Annotated in this window: 22 protein-coding genes, 1 tRNA gene and 1 other RNA gene; 12 read left to right on the forward strand and 12 right to left on the reverse strand. The window is 66.4% G+C overall.

The genetic code is table 11. The features are described 5' to 3' along the window. The first annotated feature begins 12 nt into the window (after positions 1-12). The gene (locus tag AB4879_RS19355) at positions 13-1,395 is read left to right on the forward strand and encodes an FAD-binding oxidoreductase (RefSeq protein WP_370508881.1); all 1,383 of its coding nucleotides are present in this window, start codon (positions 13-15) and stop codon (positions 1,393-1,395) included. Beyond that, positions 1,392-2,705: a class I SAM-dependent methyltransferase gene (locus AB4879_RS19360; protein ID WP_102809581.1), complete on the forward strand. Its 1,314-nt coding sequence runs from the start codon at positions 1,392-1,394 to the stop codon at positions 2,703-2,705. The genes AB4879_RS19355 and AB4879_RS19360 overlap by 4 nt, the downstream gene beginning before the upstream one ends. A 3-nt stretch (positions 2,706-2,708) precedes the next feature. On the opposite strand, the gene AB4879_RS19365 is transcribed toward AB4879_RS19360, so the two are convergent. From AB4879_RS19365 to ffs, 4 genes are all read right to left on the reverse strand, one after another. After that, a complete protein-coding gene (locus AB4879_RS19365) occupies positions 2,709-3,080 on the reverse strand; it encodes a heme-binding protein (protein WP_370508882.1) in 372 nt (123 codons plus the stop codon). An 83-nt stretch (positions 3,081-3,163) separates the two neighbouring features. Continuing rightward, positions 3,164-5,092, reverse strand: a complete 1,929-nt coding sequence (locus AB4879_RS19370; RefSeq protein ID WP_370508883.1) for a DNA polymerase III subunits gamma/tau — start codon at positions 5,090-5,092, stop codon at positions 3,164-3,166. 9 nt (positions 5,093-5,101) lie between these two features. Beyond that, complete coding sequence (locus AB4879_RS19375) at positions 5,102-6,397, reverse strand: aminotransferase class I/II-fold pyridoxal phosphate-dependent enzyme (RefSeq protein WP_370508884.1); 1,296 nt, start codon at positions 6,395-6,397, stop codon at positions 5,102-5,104. Between the two features lie 13 nt (positions 6,398-6,410). After that, an RNA gene (gene ffs, locus AB4879_RS19380) (signal recognition particle sRNA small type) lies at positions 6,411-6,505 on the reverse strand. Positions 6,506-6,610: 105 nt separating this feature from the next. On the opposite strand from ffs, the gene AB4879_RS19385 reads away from it, so the two are divergent. From AB4879_RS19385 to AB4879_RS19395, 3 genes are all read left to right on the forward strand, one after another. Continuing rightward, positions 6,611-6,696: transfer RNA gene (locus AB4879_RS19385), tRNA-Ser, on the forward strand. Positions 6,697-6,768: 72 nt separating this feature from the next. Beyond that, positions 6,769-7,545 (forward strand): hypothetical protein, encoded by a 777-nt coding sequence (locus AB4879_RS19390; protein WP_370508885.1) that lies wholly within the window; start codon positions 6,769-6,771, stop codon positions 7,543-7,545. Between the two features lie 61 nt (positions 7,546-7,606). Continuing rightward, positions 7,607-8,674 carry a dihydrodipicolinate reductase gene (locus AB4879_RS19395; RefSeq protein ID WP_102809585.1) on the forward strand — a complete coding sequence of 356 codons (1,068 nt, stop codon included), beginning with the start codon at positions 7,607-7,609 and terminating at the stop codon, positions 8,672-8,674. A gap of 6 nt (positions 8,675-8,680) precedes the next feature. Here AB4879_RS19395 and AB4879_RS19400 read toward each other — a convergent pair whose 3' ends face one another. Continuing rightward, a complete protein-coding gene (locus AB4879_RS19400; RefSeq protein WP_370508886.1) occupies positions 8,681-8,938 on the reverse strand; it encodes a hypothetical protein in 258 nt (85 codons plus the stop codon). A gap of 239 nt (positions 8,939-9,177) precedes the next feature. Between AB4879_RS19400 and AB4879_RS19405 the strand changes: the two genes are divergently transcribed. Beyond that, entirely contained in the window at positions 9,178-9,804 is a 627-nt protein-coding gene (locus tag AB4879_RS19405; protein WP_370508887.1) for a cutinase family protein, read from the forward strand. Positions 9,805-9,812: 8 nt separating this feature from the next. Here AB4879_RS19405 and AB4879_RS19410 read toward each other — a convergent pair whose 3' ends face one another. Further along, on the reverse strand, positions 9,813-12,104 hold the full coding sequence (locus tag AB4879_RS19410) for a CocE/NonD family hydrolase (protein ID WP_370508888.1): 2,292 nt from the start codon (positions 12,102-12,104) through the stop codon (positions 9,813-9,815). A gap of 16 nt (positions 12,105-12,120) precedes the next feature. Between AB4879_RS19410 and AB4879_RS19415 the strand changes: the two genes are divergently transcribed. Beyond that, a complete protein-coding gene (locus AB4879_RS19415; RefSeq protein WP_158249058.1) occupies positions 12,121-12,264 on the forward strand; it encodes a hypothetical protein in 144 nt (47 codons plus the stop codon). Positions 12,265-12,492: 228 nt separating this feature from the next. On the opposite strand, the gene AB4879_RS19420 is transcribed toward AB4879_RS19415, so the two are convergent. Next, positions 12,493-13,785 carry a PecA family PE domain-processing aspartic protease gene (locus AB4879_RS19420; RefSeq protein WP_370508889.1) on the reverse strand — a complete coding sequence of 431 codons (1,293 nt, stop codon included), beginning with the start codon at positions 13,783-13,785 and terminating at the stop codon, positions 12,493-12,495. Positions 13,786-13,843: 58 nt separating this feature from the next. Here AB4879_RS19420 and AB4879_RS19425 point away from each other — a divergent pair, with 58 nt between their 5' ends. Further along, positions 13,844-14,110, forward strand: a complete 267-nt coding sequence (locus tag AB4879_RS19425) for a hypothetical protein (protein WP_370508890.1) — start codon at positions 13,844-13,846, stop codon at positions 14,108-14,110. Positions 14,111-14,413: 303 nt separating this feature from the next. On the opposite strand, the gene AB4879_RS19430 is transcribed toward AB4879_RS19425, so the two are convergent. Both AB4879_RS19430 and ligD read right to left on the reverse strand, forming a co-directional pair. Further along, positions 14,414-14,608, reverse strand: coding sequence for a PASTA domain-containing protein (locus tag AB4879_RS19430; RefSeq protein WP_102809604.1), 195 nt, complete (start codon positions 14,606-14,608; stop codon positions 14,414-14,416). A gap of 158 nt (positions 14,609-14,766) precedes the next feature. Then, a complete protein-coding gene (gene ligD / locus AB4879_RS19435; RefSeq protein WP_370508891.1) occupies positions 14,767-15,819 on the reverse strand; it encodes a non-homologous end-joining DNA ligase in 1,053 nt (350 codons plus the stop codon). Between the two features lie 86 nt (positions 15,820-15,905). Between ligD and AB4879_RS19440 the strand changes: the two genes are divergently transcribed. Then, the gene (locus AB4879_RS19440; RefSeq protein ID WP_370508892.1) at positions 15,906-16,970 is read left to right on the forward strand and encodes an ATP-dependent DNA ligase; all 1,065 of its coding nucleotides are present in this window, start codon (positions 15,906-15,908) and stop codon (positions 16,968-16,970) included. Here AB4879_RS19440 and AB4879_RS19445 read toward each other — a convergent pair. Together AB4879_RS19445 and AB4879_RS19450 are read right to left on the reverse strand one after the other, a co-directional pair. After that, on the reverse strand, positions 16,967-17,365 hold the full coding sequence (locus tag AB4879_RS19445; protein ID WP_102809593.1) for a DUF302 domain-containing protein: 399 nt from the start codon (positions 17,363-17,365) through the stop codon (positions 16,967-16,969). The genes AB4879_RS19440 and AB4879_RS19445 overlap by 4 nt on opposite strands. A 22-nt stretch (positions 17,366-17,387) precedes the next feature. Next, positions 17,388-17,657: a metal-sensitive transcriptional regulator gene (locus AB4879_RS19450; RefSeq protein WP_036341925.1), complete on the reverse strand. Its 270-nt coding sequence runs from the start codon at positions 17,655-17,657 to the stop codon at positions 17,388-17,390. 218 nt (positions 17,658-17,875) lie between these two features. Between AB4879_RS19450 and AB4879_RS19455 the strand changes: the two genes are divergently transcribed. After that, positions 17,876-19,255 carry a rhodanese-like domain-containing protein gene (locus AB4879_RS19455; RefSeq protein WP_370508893.1) on the forward strand — a complete coding sequence of 460 codons (1,380 nt, stop codon included), beginning with the start codon at positions 17,876-17,878 and terminating at the stop codon, positions 19,253-19,255. 194 nt (positions 19,256-19,449) lie between these two features. On the opposite strand, the gene bfr is transcribed toward AB4879_RS19455, so the two are convergent. Next, positions 19,450-19,938 (reverse strand): bacterioferritin, encoded by a 489-nt coding sequence (gene bfr / locus AB4879_RS19460; RefSeq protein ID WP_036341926.1) that lies wholly within the window; start codon positions 19,936-19,938, stop codon positions 19,450-19,452. A gap of 419 nt (positions 19,939-20,357) precedes the next feature. Between bfr and AB4879_RS19465 the strand changes: the two genes are divergently transcribed. Together AB4879_RS19465 and AB4879_RS19470 are read left to right on the forward strand one after the other, a co-directional pair. After that, on the forward strand, positions 20,358-22,895 hold the full coding sequence (locus AB4879_RS19465) for an ABC transporter ATP-binding protein/permease (protein ID WP_370508894.1): 2,538 nt from the start codon (positions 20,358-20,360) through the stop codon (positions 22,893-22,895). Beyond that, positions 22,892-24,649, forward strand: coding sequence for an ABC transporter ATP-binding protein (locus tag AB4879_RS19470; RefSeq protein ID WP_370508895.1), 1,758 nt, complete (start codon positions 22,892-22,894; stop codon positions 24,647-24,649). Before AB4879_RS19465 ends, AB4879_RS19470 begins: the two co-directional genes overlap by 4 nt. Positions 24,650-24,655 lie beyond the last annotated feature (6 nt).

The following is a 24,655-nucleotide window of genomic DNA, read 5'->3' on the forward strand; positions in this document are numbered from 1 at the left end:
TAGCGTAGTCGTGTGTCTGTTTCTGCAGCACTGTCAGCTCATGCCCAGGGCGTGGAGCGGCTTCTGGCCAGCTACCGCGCCATTCCTTCGAACGCCCCCGTCCGTCTGGCGAAACCGACGTCGAACCTCTTCCGCGCACGCGCCAAGAGCACCGCGCCCGGGTTGGACACCTCCGGGCTGACCAACGTGATCTCCGTCGACCAGGCTGCCAGGACCGCCGATGTCGCGGGCATGTGCACCTACCAGGACCTGGTGGACGCGACCCTGCCCTACGGCCTGTCCCCGCTGGTGGTTCCGCAGCTCAAGACCATCACCCTGGGCGGGGCGGTGACCGGACTGGGGATCGAGTCGGCGTCGTTCCGCAACGGTCTGCCGCACGAGTCCGTGATCGAGATGGACATCCTGACCGGCTCGGGTGAGGTGATCACCGCAAGCCGGGACCAGCACCCAGACTTGTTCCGGAGCTTTCCCAATTCCTATGGCACACTTGGCTATTCGGTGCGCCTGAAGATCGAGCTCGAGCCGGTCAAGCCGTTCGTCGCACTCAAGCACCTACGGTTTCACTCGTTGGCCGACCTGGTCGCCGCGATGGACCGGATCATCGAAACCGGCGGATACGACGGCACCCGGGTCGACTACCTCGACGGCGTGGTGTTCAGCGCCGACGAGAGCTATCTGTGCCTGGGCGTGCAGACTCCCACCGGCGGAGCGGTCAGTGACTACACCGGCCAGGACATCTACTATCGCTCGATCCAGCATGCCGGGGAGAACGGGGCGGTCAAGGACGACCGGCTGACCATTCACGACTACCTCTGGCGCTGGGACACCGATTGGTTCTGGTGCTCGCGGGCTTTCGGCGCACAGAACCCGAAGATCCGCCGGTGGTGGCCGCGGCGCTACCGGCGGAGCAGCTTCTACTGGAAGCTGATCGGCTACGACCAGCGGTTCAACATCGCCGACCGGATCGAGGCCCGGCACGGCCGTCCGCCGCTGGAGCGAGTGGTCCAGGACGTCGAGGTGCCGATCGAGCACTGCGTCGAATTCCTGGACTGGTTCCTGACGAACGTCCCGATCGAGCCGCTGTGGTTGTGCCCGCTGCGGCTGCGCGATCCGGCGGGCTGGCCGCTGTATCCGCTGCGCGCCGAGCACAGCTACGTCAACATCGGGTTCTGGTCCTCGGTACCGACGGGGCCCACTCCCGGCCACACGAACCGCCTGATTGAAGAGCAGATCGGCAAGCTCGACGGGCACAAGTCGCTGTATTCCGACGCTTTTTACAGCCGGGAAGAGTTTGACAATCTCTACGGCGGCGAAACCTATAAGACCGTAAAAAAGACCTACGACCCTGATTCACGGCTGCTGGACCTGTATGCAAAGGCGGTGCAACGACAATGACGACCTTTCGTGAGAACGAGGCGCATACGCCCGGAAAGTTCAAACTGGCCGAGATCCTCGAGATCTTCACTGCCGGTGGCGAACTACCGCTGAAGTTCACCGCCTACGACGGCAGTTCCGCGGGGCCCGACGACGCCGAGCTGGGCCTGGACCTGCTCACCCCGCGGGGGACCACGTATCTGGCGACCGCCCCCGGCGATCTGGGCCTGGCCCGCGCCTACGTCTCTGGCGACCTCGAGATGCAGGGCGTACACCCCGGGGATCCGTACGACCTGCTGCGGGCGCTCTCCCACCAGTTGGATTTCAAGCGGCCGCCCGCGCGGGTTCTGGTCGATATCGTGCGCTCGATCGGTATCGAGCACCTCAAGCCGATCGCTCCGCCGCCGCAGGAAGCGCTGCCGCGGTGGCGCCGGGTCGCCGAAGGCCTGCGGCACAGCAAGAAGCGCGACGCCGACGCCATCCACCACCACTACGACGTGTCAAACACGTTCTACGAGTGGGTTCTTGGGCCGTCGATGACCTACACGTGCGCCTGCTACCCGAACGCGGACGCGACGCTGGAGGAGGCGCAGGAGAACAAGTACCGGCTGGTGTTCGAGAAGCTGCGCCTGAAGCCCGGCGACCGTCTGCTCGACGTCGGCTGCGGCTGGGGTGGCATGGTGCGCTACGCGGCGAAGCACGGCGTGAAGGCGATCGGCGTGACGCTCTCCCGTGAGCAGGCCGCCTGGGCGCAGAAGGCCATTGCCGAGCAGGGCTTGGCCGACCTGGCCGAGGTTCGCCACAGCGACTACCGCGACGTGCGGGAGAGCGGCTTCGACGCGGTGTCGTCGATCGGGTTGACCGAGCACATCGGGGTGGCCAACTACCCGGCGTACTTCGGCTTCCTGAAGACCAAACTGCGCGTCGGCGGTCTGCTGCTCAACCACTGCATCACCCGCCCCGACAACAAGACCGGCCCCAGCGCGGGCGGTTTCATCGACCGTTACGTCTTCCCCGACGGGGAGCTGACCGGGTCCGGCCGCATCATCACCGAAGCCCAAGACGCCGGCCTGGAAGTCGTGCACGAGGAGAACCTGCGCCACCACTATGCGATGACGTTGCGCGACTGGTGCCGCAATCTCGTCGAGCACTGGGACGAAGCTGTCGCAGAGGTGGGGCTGGCCACCGCCAAGGTGTGGGGTCTGTACATGGCCGGCTCCCGGCTCGGATTCGAAACCAATGTCGTTCAGCTGCACCAGGTTCTGGCGGTCAAGCTGGACGAGAAGGGCGGCGACGCCGGGCTGCCGCTGCGCCCGTGGTGGACGGCGTAGGTCCTAGACGGCCGATCCGGGCAGCTGACCGCAGCGGTTCTTGATGTCCAGCAACGGTTGTCGGATTCCGGTGATGTCGGAGGCCGTCTGCGGATTGGCGGCCATGTAGGTCTTGACCCGGGTGAGCACCTGGGCGCGGGGCAGGCCGGCCAGGCTGGTGAAGAACGCGTTCACGTCGGGATGGGTGAACAGGTACGCCGATGTCGCGGCCTGCACACCCATTCGCACTCCTTCCAGATCGGCGGCGGTGCAGTTCGGCGGTGGCGGCGGTACATCGGGATCTGCTGCCGCAGAGGGAAGTTGGCCGAACAGAGCCACTGCGAGCGCGCCGCATCCGGCGAGCGTCGCCGCGATTCGACGAATGTCGATGATCATGCACCGACGGTAAAGGGGCCGACGCACCAGCGCTTCACAGCACAGCAGACCCACAGCGGACCACGAGACCGCACACAGAACTGCTAGCCCTCGATTTTGCGGGCGCCCAATTCGGTCTGCAGAAGCTCGAGCGCCACTTCCTCGGGATCACGCCGCGGGGCCGCGTCCTCATCGTCGCGGCCGACCTCGGCGATCATGCTGTCCTCTTCGGCCCGCTGGCGTTCGACCGGATCAGGCGCCGGTTCCGGTGGCAGCGGCTGTTCGGTCTCCTGCACTGGCTGGCCGACACCGACCTCGCAGCGCACCTTCCAGTTCACGCCCAGCGCATCCTTGAGCGCATCGCGGATCACGTCGGCGTTGCGCTGTTCGCACAGCCGCTTGGCCAACGGCGCCGACTCATGCCCGAGGATCAGCGTGTTGTCCTCGACCGCACGCACGATCGCGCCGGCCAGCATGACCTCGGTGGTGCGGCTGCGCTGACGAACCTTCTCCCGCACCGTCGTCCACATGGTGCGCACCGCGGCCGCACCCGGTTCACCCGTGGCAGCGGCGGCCGGTGCCGCGGCAGGCTCGGTGGCCGGGCGCGGAGGCGCCTCGGGCACCGGATCCGGCGCGGCGACGGGTTCGGGCCGCGCGACCGGTTCGGGTCGCGCAATCGGCTCCGGCCTGGCGATCGGCTCGGGAACAGGCCGCGGTGCGGGCGGCTCGACCACCGGTGTCGGCGCGGGCGCCGCGGGTGGCGGTGCGGGTGCAGGCTCGGGCGCTGCCGCGGCCTGCTGCGTCTTGCGGACGAACTGCTTGGCGGGTGGCGCCGCCGGTGCACCGGAATTCAACCCGGCCTCGCCCGCCGGGATCGTGATCTCCATCCGGGTCTCGATGCGTTCGATCCGCTGCAGCAGCGCCGACTCGGTGTCGCTGGCCGACGGCAGCAGCAGCCGGGCGCAGACCACCTCCAGCAGCAGCCGCGGCGCGGTCGCGCCGCGCATCTCCCCCAGCCCCGCGTGCACCACCTCGGCGTAGCGGGTCAGCGTCGCAGGCCCGATCTTCGCGGCCTGCTCACGCATCCGCTCCAGCACGTCGTCGGGGGCGTCGACCACACCGCGGCTGGCAGCATCCGGAACTGCTTGCAGCACAATCAAATCGCGGAACCGCTCGAGCAGGTCGACGGCAAAGCGGCGCGGGTCATGTCCGGCGTCGATCACCGACTCCACCGCACCGAACAGCGCGGCCGCATCGCCCGCGGCCAGCGAGTCGACAGCGTCGTCGATCAGGGCCACATCGGTGGCGCCCAGCAGCGCGAGCGCGCGCTGATAGTGCACGCGATTGCCTTCGGCACCGGCGAGCAGCTGGTCCAGGACGCTCAACGTGTCGCGGGGCGAGCCGCCGCCGGCCCGGATGACGAGCGGATACACCGCGTCGTCGACGATGACGCTCTCCGAGGCGATGATCTTCTCGATCAGCGCGCGCATGGTCTTCGGGGCCAGCAGCCGGAACGGGTAGTGATGGGTGCGCGACCGGATCGTCGGCAACACCTTCTCCGGTTCGGTGGTGGCGAACACGAAGATCAGGTGCTCAGGCGGCTCCTCGACGATCTTCAGCAGCGCGTTGAAGCCCGCGGTGGTGACCATGTGCGCTTCATCGACGATGAAGATGCGGTAGCGCGACTGGGCGGGCGCGTAGAACGCCCGGTCGCGGAGTTCGCGGGTGTCGTCCACGCCGCCATGGCTGGCGGCGTCGAGCTCGACGACGTCGACCGAGCCCGGGCCGTTCGGGGCCAGTGCCACACACGAATCGCATACCCCGCACGGTGTCGGTGTCGGCCCCTGTTCGCAGTTCAGCGAGCGGGCGAGGATGCGGGCCGAGGAGGTCTTCCCGCAGCCGCGAGGTCCGGAGAACAGATACGCGTGGTTGATCCGATGCGCCGTCAGCGCGGTCGACAGCGGTTCGGTGACGTGCTCCTGGCCCACCACCTCGGCGAAGGTTGCCGGCCGGTACTTGCGGTAGAGCGCCACGGGTGAAGGCTACCGACCGTCGGTGACAGCCGCGGACCCCAGCAGGGACTCGGTGGCTGCCAGCAACGCGCAGGTGGCCAGGCCGTCAATCGCGTCGGTCAGATCCGACACCGGCGGGAACGTCGGCGCGATCCGAATGTTCTTGTCGTCCGGATCTTTTCGATAGGGGAACGACGCGCCCGCCTCAGTGACCGCGATGCCGGCGTCCTTGGCCAGCGCGACGGTCCGCTTGGCCGTCCCGGGCAGCACGTCGAGGCTGATGAAGTAGCCGCCCTTGGGCTCGGTCCAGGACGCGATCTTGGAATCGGTGAGCCGCTTGTCCAGCATGTCCAGAGCGAGCGCGAACTTCGGCGCCAGCAGCTGCTGGTGGCGCTGCATGTGCAGCCGCACCCCGTCGGCATCTTTGAAGAACAGCAGGTGCCGGAGGTGGTTGACCTTGTCGGGGCCGATCGACTTCTTACCGGCGTACTGCAGATACCAGGCGATGTTGCCCAGCGATCCGCCGAAGAAGCTCACCCCTGCCCCGGCGAAGGTGATCTTCGAGGTGGACGCGAACACATAAGGCCGGTGCGGGTTGCCCGCCTTGTCGGCCAGGCCGAGGATGTCGACCTGGCGCGGGAAGTCCAACGTCAGCGTGTGGACCGCGTAGGCGTTGTCCCAGAACAACCGGAAATCCGGTGCGGCGGTGCGCATTTGCACCAGCCTGCGGACCACTTCCCAGGAATAGGTGGTGCCGGTCGGATTGGAGAACACCGGTACGCACCACATGCCCTTGATGGCGGGGTCGGCGGCGACAAGCTCCTCGATGAGGTCGACGTCGGGGCCGTCCTCGTTCATCGGGACGCTGATCATCTCGATGCCGTAGCTCTCGGTGATCGCGAAGTGCCGGTCATATCCCGGAGCCGGGCAGAGGAACTTGATCACCGGCTCCTCGCTCCACGGCCGCGGCGAGTCGACGCCACCGTGCAGCAGCGAGAACACCACGATGTCGTGCATCAGCTCCAGGCTGGCGTTGTTCCCGGCGATCAGATTGGGCACCGGGATGCCGAGAAGGTCACTGAAGATCGAGCGCAGACCGGGCAGCCCATGCAGGCCGCCGTAATTGCGGGTGTCGGTACCGTCCTCGTCGCGGTACTGCTCACCGGGCAGGCTCAACAGCGCATTGGACAGGTCCAGCTGCTCTGCCGACGGCTTGCCCCGGGTGAGGTCCAACGACAGCTTCTTGGCCTGCAGGTCGGCGTAGTTCTGCCGCTGCAAATCGTGCTGGGCTCGCAACTCATCGGGGCCCAGGGAGTGGAACGACACCATGCGCCTTTCACGAAGGGGACCCCGCGCACCCGCCAGAGCCCATTGACCCTTGCTGCCTTCCGGCCCTGGGGGAGTTCACAGGATAGACGCCGCGCGGGGTCCGTTGCGAGTGTAATACCCGCCGACGAGTGCTCCGCCGCGGAGGCGGCAAGACGAGGTGAGCCAGGCGGCCGGGGCGAGGCACCTCCCGAGTCCGCTACCATTGCCGACGGAGGATTCGCCTAGTGGCCTATGGCGCTCGCCTGGAACGCGGGTTGGGTTAACAGCCCTCAGGGGTTCAAATCCCCTATCCTCCGCACCTGATCCGAGGTGCGACTGGGGGGTCACAGCGCCTGGTCGCACCTCGGATTTTGATTGTGAGGAGGGGTATGGGGCGCGCCGCCGCGACTGCACTTCAGCTGGTGCTGTGGGTGCTGGCCGGAGCTCTGTACTTCTTGTTCGTGTTGCCCCGGTGGTGGGAGCTGATGGGCGACACCACCCACACGCTGGGCACGGTTGCGCGCATCGTCGCCGGTGTCCTGTTCGCGCTGGCCGCGCTGCCGGTGTTGCTCACCTTGCTGCGCAGCCGCAAGCCCGAGGCCGGCACTCCCCAGTTGGCGCTGCGCCTGCGGCTGTGGTCGGTGATCCTGCACGTGGTCGCCGGTGTGCTGATCGTCGGGACCGCGGTCGCCGAGATCTGGGTCAGCCTCGACAAGGGCGGCCCGTGGCTGTTCGGCGTCTACGGTGCGGCCGCGGCGATCGCGGTGCTCGCGCTGCTCGCCTTCCAGCTGGCCTACACCGCCGAGCTGCCGCCCAAGCCGGCGAAGCCGAAGAAAGAGAAGAAGGCCAAGAAGAAGCGCGGCAAGGCGGCCGACTCCGAAGAAACCGAAGACACCGCCGAGACCGCCGAGACCACCGAGATCGCCGAAGCCGAGCAGACGAGCGAGCCGGCCGTCGAGGACGAGAAGCCCGCCGAAGTGTCGGCCGAGGCAACTCCCGAGCCCGAGCCTGAACCCGAGCCCGAGTCCGAGCCCGAGGCCGAGGCGCAACCCACTGACGACGCCGACGCCGAACCTGCTGGTGCGCTGCGGAACAAGCGCCCGACCGGCAAGACGAACCATCGTCTGCGCCGGCGCAACCGCGGCAACGTCGCGGTCGACGAGTAGAAGACTGTCGAGTTCACCTAAACAACTGTCTGAACTGCGCAGCTGACCCTATGCTGAGCGAGTGCCCAACATTTCCCCCTATCGGGTCGTCCAATGGACGACCGGCAATGTAGGAAAGAGCTCCGTCCAGGCGATCACCGCCAACCCCACCTTCGAACTCGTCGGCTGTTATGCGTGGTCGGCGGACAAGGCCGGCCGCGACGTCGGCGAGCTGGTCGGTATCGAACCGCTGGGAGTCACCGCTACCAACGACGTCGACGCCCTCCTGGCACTCAAGCCGGACTGCGTGGTCTACAACCCGATGTGGATCGACGTCGACGAGCTGGTCCGGATCCTGTCGGCAGGCGTCAACGTCGTCGCCTCGGCGTCGTTCATCACCGGCCAGAACCTGGGCGAGGGCCGCGCCCGCATCGAGGAGGCCTGCAAAGCAGGCGGCTCGACGATGTTCGGCTCAGGGGTCAGCCCCGGGTTCGCCGAGCTACTGGCAATCGTCGCCGCCACCTCCTGCGATCGCGTCGACAAGATCACCATCGCCGAGTCCGCCGACACCACCCTCTACGACTCCCCCGAAACCGAGCGACCGGTCGGATTCGATATGCGTATCGACGACCCCGCACTGGAGCCGATGGCCGCCAAAGGCACCGCGGTGTTCGCCGAGGCGGTGCAGCTGGTCGCCGATTCCCTCGGCCTGGAGCTGGACGAGATCACCTGCGTGTCCGAATACGCCCAGACCACCGAGGACCTTCCGATGGCATCGTGGACCATCAAGGCAGGCCACGTCGCCGGGGTCTACGCCAGCTGGCAGGGCATCGTCAACGGCAAGACCGTCATCGACATCAACGTGCGATGGAAGAAGGGCACCACCCTCGAGCCGGACTGGCAGCTCGACGCCGACGGCTGGAAGATCACCATCGACGGACGTCCGACGGTGAACATGCAGGTCGGATTTCTGCCGCCGATGGACATGATCGAGAACGCAACATCCCTCGAAGACTTCTTCGTGCTCGGCCACATCATGACGGCGATGCCGCCGATTCACGCGATCCCCGCCGTCGTCGCCGCGCCACCAGGCATCGCGACCTACAACGATCTGCCGTTGCCGAAGGCCCGAGGCGTGGTGCCGAGCTAGCGGCCGCTAGATGCAGGCACCGCCGGTCACCAGCCCGAACGGACCGGTGGCCTGCACGCAGGCGGCGGGCGGGCCGTAGTACACGGGGCCGTAGTCCGGCCCGCGCCAGTCGCCACGGCCGCGGTGATGGTCATCCCACTGCCAGCCGTCATGGCCGTGGCCATGTCCCGGGTCGGCGTAGGCGACACCGGTGCCCACACCGAGGCCGGCCAAGCCGAGCCCCGCGGAAAGTGCTGCTGCTGCTGCGATCTTCGTCAGTGTCATCGTGTTGATCCCTTACGACCTCAAGCGCCCCGACCCGTCACACTCGTTTTGCAACAGAGCAGATTTTAGTCGAATTCCCCTAGCCGCCAACAACTTAGGGAGACCCCCACCAGCGTCTGCTCCTGTGTATTTGCTCTTGAGTTCCCGTCGGGTACGGCGCGCCTAGTTCTGGCGTGGTCAACCGATGCCACCATGCAGCCGTGCACACGCATCGGAGCGCACCACTTTTTGCTGCGGGTGTGATCGCACTCGTGGCGCAGGTGATGCTGCCCACTACCTCGATCGCGCGGGCGGACGCCTGCCCCGACGTCCATGTCGTGTACGCCCGCGGAACCGATACCGTCCCGCCGGTCGACGCGGTCGGCCAAGCTCTGGTCAACGCGATGAGCGCACAGCTCCCCGGCAGATCGCTGTCGGTGTACGGCATCAACTACCCGGCGAATCTGGACTTGAGCGGAGGAACCACCACCGGTGCCACCGACGGCTGGGTTCACGTCCAGAACCTCGTCGCGGCCTGCCCGGCAACCCACGTGGTGCTGAGCGGCTACTCGCAGGGCGCCGATGTCATCGACCTGCTCACCGCCACCTCGGGCGCGGCGTTCGGCGCCCCCACCCCCATGCCGGAGGCCGTCGCCGGTCACGTCGCCGCGGTGGTGGTGTTCGGCAATCCCTCCCGAAGGATGGGTGGCGGACCCCTGCCTGCCAGGAGCCCTCTCTACGGCGCCAAGGCCCTCGACGTGTGCCTCACCGGCGACCCCATCTGCTCGAACGGCGCGGACCTGCTCGCGCACAGCAGATACGTCAGTTCCGGGGTGGTCAATCGAGCCGCGCAGTTCGCGGTCAGCCGGCTGACGTCAGCCGGCTGACCGGGTCCTTACGGTTCCGGGCTGAACTTGGTCGGGTCGGCTGTCGGCAGCGTCAGGTTGATGTTGGAGATGTTGACGACGCCGAACGCGGTGAACCTCTCGTATGCGGTCGCCGAGCTGGTGATCTGCAGAGTCAGATCGTCGCTCGCATCGGCAGCGGTGTAGACCATGTTCTCCATGTTGATGGTCGCGGTGTGAGAGCGCCCATCCAACGTCACCGCCACCGGCGTCACCAGGTTCCCAACGACCAGACCCGTCTTGTTGTCCACCAGCTGTGCGTAGACGAAGCGGCTGTTACCCAGACCCTGGTAGTCGAAGCTCACCGTGGGCGCGCCCAGGTATGTCGTACCGACCTGGGTCGGCACGGCCACGTTGATCGCGTTGCGCGCTTTGGACGCCAAGCCCAGCGAGTACGGGATCGCCGCCTGCGGCGCGGGCCCGGAGCCACCGATGATCGGGACGATGCCCAGCGTGCCGCCGGACGCTCCGGTCACCGCTTGATCGGGAGTGCCGAACAAGTCGCTGCCCGCCGTGGGAAGGGAGTCGGACTGGTACCAATTCCCGTTCTGGTCGGTGAACTGGAAATTGGGGATGTTCGGTGTCCCGCTGGTGTTGCCGTCCTTCACGTAGTAGTCCAGCCAGGCGAACGTCGAGGCCAGGTTGGGGTTGACGTCACCGTCGTTGGTCAGACACACCCCGTGGCCGCCGCAGAACCAGATCATCTTCACCGGCGTGCCATACGGGTTGGCGATGATCGTCTGCGCGTTGTCGAGCGCCTGCTGCAGGGTGAACAACACGTCGACCGTGCCCTGGATCAGCAGCGTCGGCGCCTTCAGCTGGTTGAGCAGCGACGTGGGACCACTGCTGGCCAACAAAGACTGCGCAGTGTTGGTCAGGACTCCGAACAGGTCGCCGGTGATGATGCCCTGATAGATCAGGTTGTTGATCCGGGCCTTCGACAGGACCAGCGACAGCAGCAGCAGCGACGCGTACGACGTCTTGAACGAGCCGTCGGGGTACAGCGAGTTGTTCAGTGAGTTCCACGAGATACCCGGGACAATCGCGTCGATCCGTGGGTCGGTGGCCGCGCTGGTGAGCTGGATACCGCCGCCGTAGGAGCCTCCGACCATCCCGACTCGGGGATCATTCGGACCGTCGAGAAGCGAGTTATCCAATCCGGCAACATAATTGAGGATTGACGATACGTCGCGTGCCTCGAAGAAGGGGCTGTCGAGCTGCAGGATGCCGCCGGAGGCGAACTCGCCGCGAGGATCCCAGGTGACCACGTTGTAGTTGTCGCGCAGTAGCGAGACACCCGGTGTCAGTCCGCCGATGCCGTACTGCGTGTACGGGTCGGTCTGGCCGGCCGTCGCCAGACCGGGGCCGTCGAGAATCGTTGGCGCCGTGTCGGATCCGGTGAGGCCGAGCTTCGGGAACCAGTTGACGCTGATCAGGGTGCCGTCGAAGGACGGCATCTTGTAGGTGTAGGCCACCGGGTCGGTCGCGGGCAGCACGTCCGTCGAGTTGAACGTGGCGACCTGCGAGTACCCGATGATCGGTGCCAGCAGGTCACCGAGGACCGGGGTCTGATGCAGGACCACGATCACCTGACCGGCCAAGCCGCCGAGAAGCGGGATGCTCTCCACGATCTGGTCGAACTGGGTCTTCTGAGCTACCAGAATCTTGAACTGCTCATTGACTGTTCCGCCGAGCACCGACTGGTCGGGCAGGTAGCTGAAGTTGCCGAGCGTGTAGTTGGTGTCGCCGGTCGCGGAGAAGGTGATCTTCCCGCCCTTGTTGGGCCCACTGATCAGTGTGTAGGTGAGTCCGGACGCCCCGGTGGCGTTGGTGGTGCCGTCGATGATGCCGTCATTGATGACCAGTACCGGATTGATCGCGATCGGATTGCTCGCCAACGCCGACGCGGTCGTGCGCCGCTGCAGTGCTGCGAAGGTCAGCGCCAGTGGCGAGTCGACGGCAGGCCTGGGCAGGCCACCGGAGAACGGGTCGAGCACGTCGTGCAGAGCGTTGGTCAGCACTCCGGAGATCGCACTCGGGGACGGCAGCACAGGCAGCTTGGGAGCCAGCGAGGCCGCCGGCGTCACTACTGCGGCAGTCGAGTTCGCCGACGGTGCGACGACATCGGAGCTACCGCCGGACCCGGATTGCGATCCCGAGTTGTTTGCCTCTCCGGCAGTGGAACTCGTTGATTGCGCGGACACCGCGGAATCGGCGCGCACTGAAGCTGGGCCGGCCTTGGAATGCTTGGAGCTGGTCTTGGCACCGCCGGTACCGACCACGTGACCTGACCCGACGGTGGTCGTCCGCTTGGACGCCCCGGTGGATGTCGACGCCCCCTTCGACCCGGTTCCGGACGAGTTCGCGGCGCCGCTCGCAGAGCTCGAATTCGAGCTTGCCCCCGACGATCCCGTCGACCCGTCCGCCCATGCGACGCCGTAACCCGTAGAGAACACCGCGGCGCCCACTCCGAGGGCCACCGCCAATCCGCCAACCCGACCGACAAACCTTGAAGCACCCATGACTTTCTACCTCCCGACCAACGACGGCGACAGCGCCTCAGCGGAGGGTATGCCTGCAGACGGACGCGGGTTCACGAAACGCCCAAACTGTCAGCAACTAATTTGCTACAGCGACAAGACTGGGCGAGTCGTGTTGCGCGCCAAAGAATCAGGCGTAGTCGAAATGCGTCGCACCCTGGCCGTCAGGCGTCGTGTAGTCGAGGTAGACCGGGCCATGCTGATACGGGACGTAACCGGTGTTGATGAGCCCACTCGTGATCACCGTCGGTCGATTCTGCGACGTGACGGTGTAGGAGTACAGCAACACACCATCGGGGGTGTAGACCGAGATCCTCGTCCCCACCGGCACGCTGCCGGCGCCGCCGATCATCGAGGACAGGATCGTCCCGTACACGCCGCCGGAGTCGATGATCGCCCCGACGGTCGTCGGCGAGTTGTTGTTGATCTTCACGTTCAGGTAGGCATCGGGCGCGCCGGATACCGAGGTCCGGCTCGGCAGCGGGTTGGGTCCGAACACCATCACGCCGGCGATGCCGAGGAACAGGCTCTGGTAGAGGAACACACCCTGGCTGAGGTCACCGGGCAGGGCGGTGGTCGGCAGACCCTGGGGTCCGGGGCCCGCCGCATTGGCGCCGATTCCCAGGACGCCGGATGCGCCGCCCAACTGGTGGAAGAAAGCCAAAGCGGCAGCGGCGTCCTCAGGGTTGACGATGTTGACGTTCGTCGGCCCCGAGACGATGCCGTTTCCGAAGTTCACGGTCGTCGTGTAGGTGGTGGCCGTGTAGCTGAGGCCGCCGCTATAGCCACTCGTGACGGTGCCGGTCGGTGCGCCCAGCGGTGCGGCATCGCCAACCGAGGCCATGGTGACCACCAGTCCCGACGAGCCCGTGTCGACGAGCACGGGTGTGCTGGGTCCGCCATTGATCGTGATGTAGACGATCGGCTCGGTGGTGGACCGCATGGTCACCGGAACCAGCGCGTACACCCGACTGTTGAGCGCGGCCGTGCTGACCGCGTTCTGCACCGGCGTGATGGAGCCGGTCCCCTCCAAAGCGCCGACCAACGGCAGGAACAGTCCCGTGCTGTTGAGTGCGGTGGTGGCCAGCGTCGGGAGCAACAGCGCGCCGAGGAGTCCTACCCCGGCCAGTTCGTGCACGATCGGGACGCCCGAGGTCCTGGCGTACAGCGACTGGGTCGGAGTGATCGTGGTTCCCCAGGTGTTCAATGCCAGTGCGGCCTGCGTCAGCAGCACCTGCGGGACGATCGACACCAGACCGGCGGCGATGTTGCCGCTACCCCAGGTCTGTTGCTGCAGGTCCGACTGCGCCTGTGCGATCTGCTGCAGGGCCAGACTCACCGCGACGTTGGCGACCACCGGCGGTGTCGACGGCAGCCAGGAGTAGCTGCTGGGCGTCGCATTGGCGGCGGCGGGCGTGGCCATGGTGGTAACTGCGGCCACCGGGCGAACGCGAGCCGAATGAGCGGTCGACGTCGTCGGCGTGGGCGTCGCGATCGGTGTCGCGCTCACCGCCTCGGTTGATCCGGTGTCGACGGCGGCCGCCGCGGCCGGTGTGTCACTCGCCGTGGCGGATGACGCCTTGCGCGCGCTGACGTTTCCGCCCGACGACGTCACGGCACTGTGGCGCGCCGAGTGCGCAGTGGACTTCTTGACCGCGGTCGAGTCGGTGGCACTCGACGACGTCGAGCTGCCTTCGGAGCTGCTGGCCGTGGACTTGCCCGCCCCCGAGGCGCCGGTATCGGCATGAGCGACGGCGGTTCCACTGGCGAGGGCGGCGCCGAGACCGAGGGTCACGGCGCCGGCACCCAGCCACGCATACGGCTGACGGCGAGGTCGCCGGGCGCGGTGAGCGCCGTGTCCGCTGCCGCTGTGCCTCATGGTTCCCCCTGCGCTCCGGCCACATCGCTCAGCTGAGAAATTCCTAAGCGAGTTTGCTGAGTGTCTACCACAACTTGCGTCGTCGGCAATAGCCAACCCGCCTGGCGATCACACGTGGATGTCAGAGCGCGCCGTGCGACACCCTGGCGTCACGTTCGCGAGTGGACGTTGGTCAGGCGGCGAACTGCAGAGTGATGACCGCGTCGCTGGCGATGACCTGGCCCGGCGCCGGAGTCTGCACGGCGATCTGATTGCGCGCATAGGGGGTGTTCGGCAGACTCGGGCCTTTGTCCAGCACCCCGGTCCAGCCCAGTGTCCGGAGAGCCGGATCCGCGTCGGCCCAGTACATTCCCCGCAGGTCGGGCATGACCAGCGCTTCGCGCGAACGCGCCTGCGGGCTCCGCGTGATCGCCGGAGCCGCGGTTGTGGCAGCCGAATCAGTCGCGACGACGGGTTGGCCTGCCGACGAGCATGCCCCGAGGAGGAACACCGTCGACGCTGTAATGATCAGTCCGCGTAGCCCTTTCACTTCTTCGGGTTACCGTGTTCATCCCAGTGCGCGGCGACTTTCTTGCTCGGCTGCACGCGCGGCGGTTCGCCGGGCATCTTCGGATAGTTGGGCGGGTAGGGCAGGTCGCCGAGGCCGCGCTCCTCATCGGCGGCCGCCATCTCCAGCAGCGCATCGATCGAGTGCGCAACCTCGTCCAGGCCGGCCATCGGGTCGCCTCGTTTGGCGATCAGCGCCGGCACCGTGGCCATGGTGAACTCGTCGGGATCGGCGTCCGCCAGTTCTTCCCAGGTCAGCGGGGTGGAGACGGTGGCGATGGGCGTCGCGCGCACCGAGTAGGCGCTGGCGAAGGTGCGATCGCGGGCGTTCTGGTTGTAGTCGATGAAGACCCGCTGGCCGCGTTCCTCTTTCCACCATGACGTGGTCACCAGTTCCGGCGCGCGGCGTTCGAGTTCGCGCGCCAACGCGATCCCGGCGCGACGCACCGCGGTGAAGTCCCAGTCCGGTCGAATCCGGACGAACACGTGCACACCACGGCCGCCGGACGTCTTCGGATACCCGACCAGGCCGAGCTCGTCGAGCACCGGCTTGAGGATGTCGATGGCGATGGTGCGCGCCTCGTCGAAGCCGGTACCCGGTTGCGGGTCGAGGTCCACCCGCAGTTCGTCGGGGTGATCAGTGTCCGGACAGCGAACTTGCCACGGGTGCAACGTGATTGTGCCCATCTGAGCGGCCCACACGATCGCCGACGGATGGGTCACCTTCAGGGCATCGGCGGTGCGCCCGGACGGAAAGGTCACCCGGCAGGTGTGCAGATAGTCGGGGCGCTTTTCGGACACCCGCTTCTGGTAGATCTCCTCACCGTCGATGCCATCCGGGAAGCGCTGCAGGTGAGTCGGGCGGTCGCGCAATGCGGTCAGCAGCTGTCCGCCCGTTGCCACTGTGCGGTAGTACTCGACGAGTTTGCCCTTGGTCCCGTTCGACCCGAGTTTGGGGAAGTAGACCTTGTCCGGGTTGGTGAGCCTGACGGCGACGCCGTCGACGTCGACCTCTTCGGCCTTGGTCGCCATCAGAACGACCGGTTGAGTCGGGGTCTGCTCACGCTATTCAACCTACTCACGCGCGAAGCCCCCTCGCACGAGACGAGAATGAAACCATGCAGCTGCCCGTCAATCCCCCGGTGTCGCCGATGCTCGCCAAGCCGGTGCGGACCATGCCGCCCGACGCCTCCTACGAACCGAAGTGGGATGGGTTTCGCTCAATCTGCTTTCGGGACGGCGATGACGTGGTCCTGGGCAGCCGCAACGAGAAGCCGATGACGCGTTACTTCCCCGAGTTGGTCAGCGCCGCGCTCGCCGAGTTGCCGCAGCGGTGCGTGATCGATGGCGAGATCGTCATCGCCACCGACGGCGGGTTGGACTTCGAGGCGCTGCAACAGCGGATACACCCTGCGGACTCCCGCGTACGCATGCTCGCCGAGAAGACTCCGGCCGCGTTCATCGCGTTCGATCTACTCGCGCTCGGCGACGACGATCTCACCGGGCGCCCGTTCAGCGAGCGTCGCGCTGCTCTGATGGCGGCCTTGGCCGATGCCGGCCCGTCGTTCCATGTCACGCCCGCGACCACGGATGCGGACACCGCGCAGCGATGGTTCTCGGAATTCGAAGGAGCCGGGCTCGACGGGGTGATCGCCAAACCCCTGACGATCACCTACCAGCCCGACAAGCGGGTGATGTTCAAAATCAAGCACGAGCGGACCGCGGACTGTGTGGTCGCCGGCTACCGCGTGCACAAGTCGAGCGACGACGCGATCGGTTCGCTGCTCCTCGGGCTCTACAAGGACGACGGGGCCTTGGCGTCGGTCGGTGTGATCGGGGCGTTCCCGATGGCCGAGCGGCGCCGACTGTTCACCGAATTGCAGTCTCTGGTCACCGAATTCGACTCGCACCCGTGGAACTGGGCTGCACTCGAGGCCGGCGAACGCACGCCCCAGAAGAATGCCGGCTCTCGATGGAACGCCGGCAAGGACTTGTCATTCGTGCCGCTGCGGCCCGAGCGGGTGGTGGAAGTGCGCTACGACCACATGGAAGGTGAGCGATTCCGGCACACCGCCCAGTTCAATCGTTGGCGGCCCGACCGCGATCCACGCTCCTGCACCTACGAGCAACTGGAGCAGCCCGCGACCTTCAGTCTCAGCGAGATCGTGCCTGGTCTCGGCTAGGCGGTCAGCGCCGCGATGGCGGCGCCGAGCTTATCGGCCACTTCCTGAGCGACGGGCGCAAGTTGCGGTTCTTCGGTCACGTCCACGAGCAGCTGCGGGTTCATGGCCTCGACAAGCGTGCGGCCCGGATCATCCGGGTCACTGCGAACGACGACGTTGCACGGAAGCAACAGGCCTATCTGACGGTCGACCCCGATCGCACGGTGTGCCAGCGGTGGGTTGCAGGCGCCGAGAATCAGATAGTTCTCCATGTCTTCGTTGAGCTTGTTCTTCATCGTCGCCTTGACATCGATTTCGGTGAGCACACCGAAACCCTGATCTGCCAGCGCCTTACGCGTCCGCGCGACGGCATCGTCGAAAGGTGTGTCGAGGCTGGCGGTTAACGCGATGCTCATGATGACTCCCTTGTCGTCGTTGCTAGGCGAGTGCGAGGAACAGCTTCTCCAGCTCCGCCTCGGTCATGGGCTTGTCCGCCCCGGATGCCTCGCCGGTGACACAGTCCCTCAATCCGGTGGCGACGATCTTGAAGCCGGCACGGTCGAGGGCGCGTGAGACGGCCGCCAGTTGGGTGACCACGTCTTTACAATCGCGGCCCTGCTCGATCATCGAGATGACGCCGCCCAGCTGACCTTGCGCCCGGCGCAGCCGGTTGAGCACCGCTTCGATGGCGTCCTGATCGCCGACCATGGTGAGTCCCTTCGTTCGCTACTTAGTGTCAGCTTACCCGTGGGGGTATTAAGCACTCGTAACAACGACCCACCCGGCGGGTCCATTCCCCGTACCCGCTCCCGTCGGCATACCCACCTGGGTATCTCACTTGGTCGGGAATATATACCCCGGTGGGTATGTAGAACAGTCTGACGGACCGTCGCGAGCGGCGGCCGAAAAGATTGAAAGGACGTGCCATGATCCTGGAGCAGTACTACATCGAGTGCCTTTCGCACGCTTCGTACCTGGTTGGCGACGAGACCACCGGGCGCGCGGTCGTCGTCGACCCGCGCCGCGACATCAGCGACTACCTGGCTGACGCACGCAGATACGGGCTCACCATCGAGGGCGTGATCAACACCCACTTCCACGCCGACTTCGTGTCCGGACACCTGGAATTGGTCGACGCGACCGGGGCGTGGATCGGCTTCGGCGAGTCAGCGGAGACCGACTACCCCATCCGTAGGCTGGCCGACGGGGAACACCTTTCGCTCGGCGATGTCGACCTCGAGATCCTGTCGACCCCCGGACACACGTGGGAGTCGATCAGTGTGCTCGTTCGCGAGCGCGCCGGAGCGGAGCCCGCCGCCGTGCTCACCGGAGATTCGCTGTTCATCGGCGACGTCGGCCGACCGGACCTTGTCAACATCGGTGACAGCTCGACCAGCGATCTGGCCCGGGCGATGTACCACACTATTCACGACAAGCTCCTGCGTCTGCCCGACAGCGTTGCGGTGATGCCCGCCCACGGAGCCGGCTCGTCGTGCGGGAAAAACCTGTCCAGCGAGCTGACCTCGACCATTGGCGAGCAACGCGCGAGCAATCCGTCCGTGCAGCCGATGACCGAGGAGGCGTTCGTCGCGCTGGTCACATCGGGCCAGCCCGCGGCACCGGCCTACTTCGCCTCCGACGCCGCGATGAACAAGCGGATTCACCCCCTGTTGCAGCACGACCGCGCAGTGCCCGAGATGACGCCACAGCAGATCCGCCAGGCGCTCGATGCCGGCGTCCGGATCATCGATGCGCGTACCGTCGAGGATTTCGCGGCCGGGCATCTACGCGGGTCGATCAACGTGGGGTTCGACGGCCGCTTCGCCGAAACCGGCGGGATGGTGGCCGAAGTCGGTGAGCAGATCGTCCTGATCGCCTACCCGGGCGAGGAGCAGCAGGCGGCTGTGCGGCTGGCCCGCATCGGATCTGATGATTCGATCGGCTACCTGAACGTGGGTCGCGACGGGAGGTTCCCGGCCGAACTCGGGGACCTGGTGCAGGTCGCACCCCGCACCACCGTCTACGAATTGGATGGGCTGCTGGCCGACGAGGCGGTGACACTGATCGACATCCGCAACCCGGGCGAGCGCGACGACGGTGCCATCCCCGCATCGATCCACATCCCGCTGGCTCAATTGCGCCTTCGTCTCGACGAGGTGCCCACCGACAAGCCGATCGTCGTGCACTGCGCGGGTGGTTGGCGTTCCAGTGTGGCCGCATCGCTGTTGCGCGCCAACGGTATTCAGAACGTGTCCGACCTGCTCGGCGGATACAACGCGTGGGTCGCCGCGCACGCGACCGTGTGACCGTAGATCAACGAAAGGAATTCAGAACATGTGCTACGCAGTCAACTGCCCGGCCTGTGGCAAGACGACGTGGGACGGCTGCGGCCAACACGTCGAAGGTGTGATGCGGGCGATCCCGCCCGAACAGCGGTGTCAGTGCAACGGGCGCACGGAGCCGCGCCGGTGATCGCGAGCCCCGGGGGACAGCTGACGGTCTAGTCGAGCGAGCCCGGGGGGCGGGACACGCACTGCGCCGAGTAGAGCTCGACACCGAGCTTGTTCATCAGCTCGAGCTGCGTCTCGAGGTAGTCGATGTGGTGTTCCTCGTCGGCGACGATGTCTTCGAAGAGGTTGGCCGTGGTCGAATCCTGCTTCTCGCGGCACAGCACGATGGCCGGCTTCAACCGGTTGACCACTTCGTACTCCAGCGCCAGGTCGCTCTCGAACTGTTCGCGAATCGTCTGGCCGATGTTCAACGTGCCGATGCGTTGGTAGTTGGGCAGCCCATCGAGGATCAGGATCCGGTCGGTGACGCGCTCGGCGTGGCGCATCTCGTCGAACGATTCGTCTCGGGTGTGCTTGGCCAGTTCGGTGAAGCCCCAGTTGTCCTGCATCTTGGAGTGCAGGAAGTACTGATTGATTGCGGTCAGTTCGCTTGTCAGCTGCTGATTCAGGAGCGTGAGAACCTCGCTGTCGCCCTGCATTCACTTTCTCCTGTCATCGCGCTCAAACCACAATTAGCGGGCTGCCGAATTGGGCTGTAACTACTCAATACCGTATGGGGTGAATCTAGTACAGGACCACCGCGTGAGCGGCGGTTCTCGCAGCACCAGATCGGTGTTGTCGCGCTTGCACTTTGGCACGTTGCGAAGCCGTCGGCAACTTAGATGAGGCTGGGCTGGCCTCACGAGAATGTAGTAAGTCTGGGCTTGGTTTTTCACCCCGCAATAAGTCCCGCGCGACATCGCGCATTACGTAATTGTCGCCGACGAAATTTTCGGTATTCGAACCGACAACTTGCCATCGGCGTACGGCCACACCCGGCGGGGAGAGGGAGGCCTGGCGCGTTAGTTAGCTTAGGTTAAGCTAACTAACCGATGATCCGCGAGCAGAGGACACCGTGATGGGACGAGGTCTCCAAGGCGCCATGCTGCGCGGATTCGGAGGGCGCGACCATCTCGCGACGGTCGAACACGTCGAGCACATCGCACCACACTGCGTCCGGATCACCATGTCCTCGCCGACCCTGTTCGACGACGTCGATGCCGGGCCGACGACCTGGCTACGGTTTTGGTTTCCCGATCCGGCCGGGGGAAGCACCGAGTTCCAGCGCGCCTACACGCTCGTCTGGGCCGATCCAGCCGCCAGCCGCTTCGCCATCGACGTCGTGCTCCACGACCCGGCCGGACCTGCCTGCACGTGGGCCTCCGCCGCCGCACCAGGGATGACCATCGCGGCGGTGTCGCTGGGATCGTCGCCGTTCGCGGTGCCCGACGAACTCCCGGCGGGATTCCTGCTCATCGGGGACTCGGCATCCATCCCGGCGATCAACTCGATCGTCGCCGCACTGCCACCCGAGGTCGACGTCGAGGTGTACCTCGAACGCCATTGCGACCACGACGAACTCATCCCCCTCGCCGAGCACCCGCGCCGCCGCCTGCACTGGGTGACCCGAACCGACGACACATCACTGGCAGCAGCCATCGAGAACCGAGACTGGTCCAACTGGTCGGCCTGGGCCGGCCCGGAGGCCGGTGCGCTCAAACATCTGCGCAAACGACTGAAGGACACGTTCGGATTCCCCAAGACCGAAGTGAAAGCCCAGGCGTACTGGACGCGAGGGCGCGAGATGGGCAGCACACGCAACGACGCTGCCGCGGCCACTGAAAGCGCCGCGCCCACAACGCCACCGACACAGTCGACCGCCGCCAGGGGCACGTGGCGGTCCCAGGCGGGCAAAGACCTTCTCGCACCGGTGAAGTCGCAGCTGATCGTCGCCGGCGTGCTGCAGGCACTGCTCACACTGCTCCAACTCGCCCCGTTCGTGGTCCTGGCCGAGCTGGCGCAGCAGCTTCTCAGCGGCGCCGACCAATCCCGGGTGTGGAACACGGTCACCGTGTTCGTCGTGCTGCTGACCACCGGCACCACACTGGGTGCGGTTCTGGTGCTGTGGCTGCATGTGGTCGATATGCGGTTCAGCGCCGAGGTGCGGCGCCGACTACTCGACAAACTGGCCCGAATGCCGTTGGGCTGGTTCACCGAACGCGGATCGGGCTCGGTGAAGAAGCTCATCCAGGACGACACACTGTCGCTGCACTACCTGGTGACGCACGCGGTGTGCGACGCGGTCGCGGCGGTGGTCGCGCCGATCGCGGTGCTGATCTACCTGTTCGCCGTCGACTGGGGCATGGCGCTGATCCTGTTCCTGCCGATCCTGGTCTACATCGTCACCACCTGGACCATGGTCTATCAGAGCGGCCCGAAGATCGCCGAGGCATCCCGCTGGGCCGAGCAGATGAACGGGGAGTCGGCGTCATTCCTGGAGGGCCAGCCGGTCATTCGGGTGTTCGGCGGCACGGCGGCTTCGTCGTTCCGCCGCCGACTGGACGGCTACATCGCGTTCCTCAACGAATGGCAGCGCCCGTTCATCGGCAAGAAGACCTTCATGGATCTGGTGACCCGACCGAGCACGTTCTTGTGGCTCATCGTCACCGCGGGTACCGCGTTCGTGGCCGCCGGCTGGACGACGCCCACCGCACTGCTGCCATTCCTGTTGCTGGGCACCACGTTCGGCAGTCGCCTGCTGGGCATCGCCTACGGCCTTGGCGGCATCCGGGAAGGGACGCAAGCCGCGCGGCGCATCGCGGTCACGCTTGACGACACCGAATTGAGCACCCGGCCCGTGGAGGTGCCCGCATCCCCCGCGCCGGCAGGCGTGACTTTCGACGCGGTCAGCTTCGGTTATCGCCCCGGCGTCCGGGTGATCCACGACGTGACGCTGACCCTCGCGGCGGGAACGGTGACCGCTCTGGTCGGTCCGTCGGGCTCGGGCAAATCCACCCTGGCGGCACTGCTGGCGCGCTTCCACGACGTCGATGCCGGAGCGATCCGCATCGACGGCCGCGATATCCGCACCATGTCCCCCGACGAGCTGTACACCCGGGTCGGGTTCGTGTTCCAGGACATCCAATTGGTCGCAGGCACCGTGCGTGACAACATTGCGCTCGCCAGTCCGGAGGCTGCACCCGCTGATATCGAACGGGCAGCGCGCACCGCGCAGATCCACGACCGGATCCTGCAGTTGCCTGACGGATACGACACCGTCATCGGGGCGAACACCCCGCTGTCGGGCGGTGAGAAGCAGCGCCTCACCATCGCCCGCGCACTGCTGGCCGACACCCCGATCCTGATCCTCGACGAGGCCACGGCCTTCGCCGATCCCGAATCCGAATATCTGGTGCAGCAGGCTCTGAGCTCATTGATCGACAACCGCACGGTATTGGTGATCGCCCACCGACTGCACACCATCACCGGTGCCGATCAGATCGTGGTACTCGACGGTGGCCGCATCGCCGAGGTCGGCACCCATTCGCAGCTGCTCGCCACCGACGGCCGCTACCGACGGCTGTGGGACGGCCGACTGGCCGGTGCCGCCCGATGATCCGCACCCTGATCCGGCTGATTCCTGCCGAGAGTCGCGACCAGCTCACCAGCTACGCTGCGCTGACGCTGATTTCGGTGATCCTGCGAGCGGCCAGCGCGCTTCTGCTGGTGCCGCTGCTCGCCGCGCTGTTCGGTCCACACGCCTCGGATGCATGGCCGTGGGTGGGTGCGCTCACCGCGGTCACCGCCGGCGGGTGGGTTGTCGACATGGTGGTGGCCCGCATCGGTTTCAGTCTCGGGTTCACCCTGGCCGACACCACGCAGCACTCGATGGCCAACCGGCTCACCGATGTTCCGCTGCGGTGGTTCACTGCCGACAACACCGCGGTTGCCCGCCAGGCCATCGCGGCCAGCGCGCCGGAACTTGTCGGCTTCGTCGCAAACCTGCTCAGTCCCTTCGTCGGTGCACTGCTGTTGCCCGCTGCGATCACAGCCGGCCTGTTTCTGATCTCCTGGCAGGTCGGCGTGGCGGCGGCGATCGCGTTGCCATTCCTCCTCGGCGCCCTGGTCGCCAGCCAGCGACTGGTCCGGGCCGCCGACGCAGCCGACGCCAGCGCCCACAGTGCTCTCACCGAACGCCTGGTGGAATTCGCTCGCACCCAGCAGGCGTTGCGGGCCAGCCGCCGCGTCACCGCCGCCCGGAGCCAGACCGGGGAAGCCCTCACCGCCGTGCGGGGCGCAACCGCGCGGCTGCTGCTGTTCCAGATCCCCGGTCAGCTGTTGTTCAGCGTGGCCAGCCAGGTCGCGCTCATCCTGCTGTCGGCCACCATCACGACGCTGGCCCTCCGCGGCCAACTCGGTGCACCCGAGGCGGTGGCGCTGGCCATCGTCATGGTGCGCTTCCTGGAACCGTTCACGGTGCTGGCCGACTTGTCAGGGGCGGTGGAATCGGCCCGCGGCCTGCTGGACCGGCTCAACACCGTCACCACCGCACCAGTGACCGCACAGCCGGCGCGAGGTGCATTGCCGTTGGGCGAATCATTGCCTCCCCGAATCGAATTCCGCTCGGTGAGCTTTGGCTACCAGGGAACCGAGGTACTCAAGGACCTGTCGTTCACCCTCGAACCCGGAACCACCACCGCGATCGTCGGCCCGTCCGGTTCCGGCAAGAGCACGATCCTGTCGCTGATCGCCGGGCTGCACACCCCCGAGCGCGGCCAGATTGTCTTCGGCGACATCAACACCGCCGATATCGATCCGGACGCACGCCGCGCTGTGGTCAGCGTGGTGTTCCAGCATCCGTACCTGTTCGACGGGACGATCGCGGACAACATCCGCGTCGGGCATCCCGAGGCCGACGACGACGCGCTGCACCGGGCGATGAGCTTGGCGCGTGTCGACGACATCGTTGAGCGCCTTCCCGACGGCGCACAGTCCACCGTCGGCGAGGCCGGTGGCGCGCTGTCCGGCGGCGAGCGCCAACGGGTCAGCATCGCAAGGGCATTGGTCAAGCCGGCGGGCATTCTGCTGATCGATGAGGCGACCAGCGCGCTGGACACCGAGAACGAAGCGGCGATCACCCAGGCGATCAACGACGATCCCCTGTTGCGGACCCGGGTGATCATCGCGCACCGCCTCGACGCCATCCGGCACGTCGACCAGGTGTTGTTCGTCGACGCGGGCACGGTCGTCGAACAAGGCAGCATCGACGAACTCACCGCACGTGGTGGGCGTTTCGCGGCGTTCTGGCGGCAACAGGAAACCAGCGCGGGATGGCGGATCGCCGCGGACAGGGCCGGCCAGGTCGGATGAGCGGCC

The organism is Mycobacterium sp. SA01 (genome assembly GCF_041287105.1).
Lineage (GTDB): Bacteria > Actinomycetota > Actinomycetes > Mycobacteriales > Mycobacteriaceae > Mycobacterium.

Excerpts from the sequence above, each read along its gene's own strand:
- AB4879_RS19360 (WP_102809581.1), top strand. The coding sequence starts at position 1,392 with ATGACGACCTTTCGTGAGAACGAGGCGCATACGCCCGGAAAGTTCAAA.
- AB4879_RS19365 (WP_370508882.1), bottom strand. The coding sequence starts at position 3,080 with ATGATCATCGACATTCGTCGAATCGCGGCGACGCTCGCCGGATGCGGC.
- AB4879_RS19390 (WP_370508885.1), top strand. The coding sequence starts at position 6,769 with ATGGGGCGCGCCGCCGCGACTGCACTTCAGCTGGTGCTGTGGGTGCTG.
- AB4879_RS19400 (WP_370508886.1), bottom strand. The coding sequence starts at position 8,938 with ATGACACTGACGAAGATCGCAGCAGCAGCAGCACTTTCCGCGGGGCTC.
- AB4879_RS19420 (WP_370508889.1), bottom strand. The coding sequence starts at position 13,785 with ATGGCCACGCCCGCCGCCGCCAATGCGACGCCCAGCAGCTACTCCTGG.
- AB4879_RS19430 (WP_102809604.1), bottom strand. The coding sequence starts at position 14,608 with ATGCCCGACCTGCGGGGAATGTACTGGGCCGACGCGGATCCGGCTCTC.
- ligD (WP_370508891.1), bottom strand. The coding sequence starts at position 15,819 with ATGGCGACCAAGGCCGAAGAGGTCGACGTCGACGGCGTCGCCGTCAGG.
- AB4879_RS19440 (WP_370508892.1), top strand. The coding sequence starts at position 15,906 with ATGCAGCTGCCCGTCAATCCCCCGGTGTCGCCGATGCTCGCCAAGCCG.
- AB4879_RS19445 (WP_102809593.1), bottom strand. The coding sequence starts at position 17,365 with ATGAGCATCGCGTTAACCGCCAGCCTCGACACACCTTTCGACGATGCC.
- AB4879_RS19450 (WP_036341925.1), bottom strand. The coding sequence starts at position 17,657 with ATGGTCGGCGATCAGGACGCCATCGAAGCGGTGCTCAACCGGCTGCGC.
- AB4879_RS19455 (WP_370508893.1), top strand. The coding sequence starts at position 17,876 with ATGATCCTGGAGCAGTACTACATCGAGTGCCTTTCGCACGCTTCGTAC.
- bfr (WP_036341926.1), bottom strand. The coding sequence starts at position 19,938 with ATGCAGGGCGACAGCGAGGTTCTCACGCTCCTGAATCAGCAGCTGACA.
- AB4879_RS19465 (WP_370508894.1), top strand. The coding sequence starts at position 20,358 with ATGGGACGAGGTCTCCAAGGCGCCATGCTGCGCGGATTCGGAGGGCGC.
- AB4879_RS19470 (WP_370508895.1), top strand. The coding sequence starts at position 22,892 with ATGATCCGCACCCTGATCCGGCTGATTCCTGCCGAGAGTCGCGACCAG.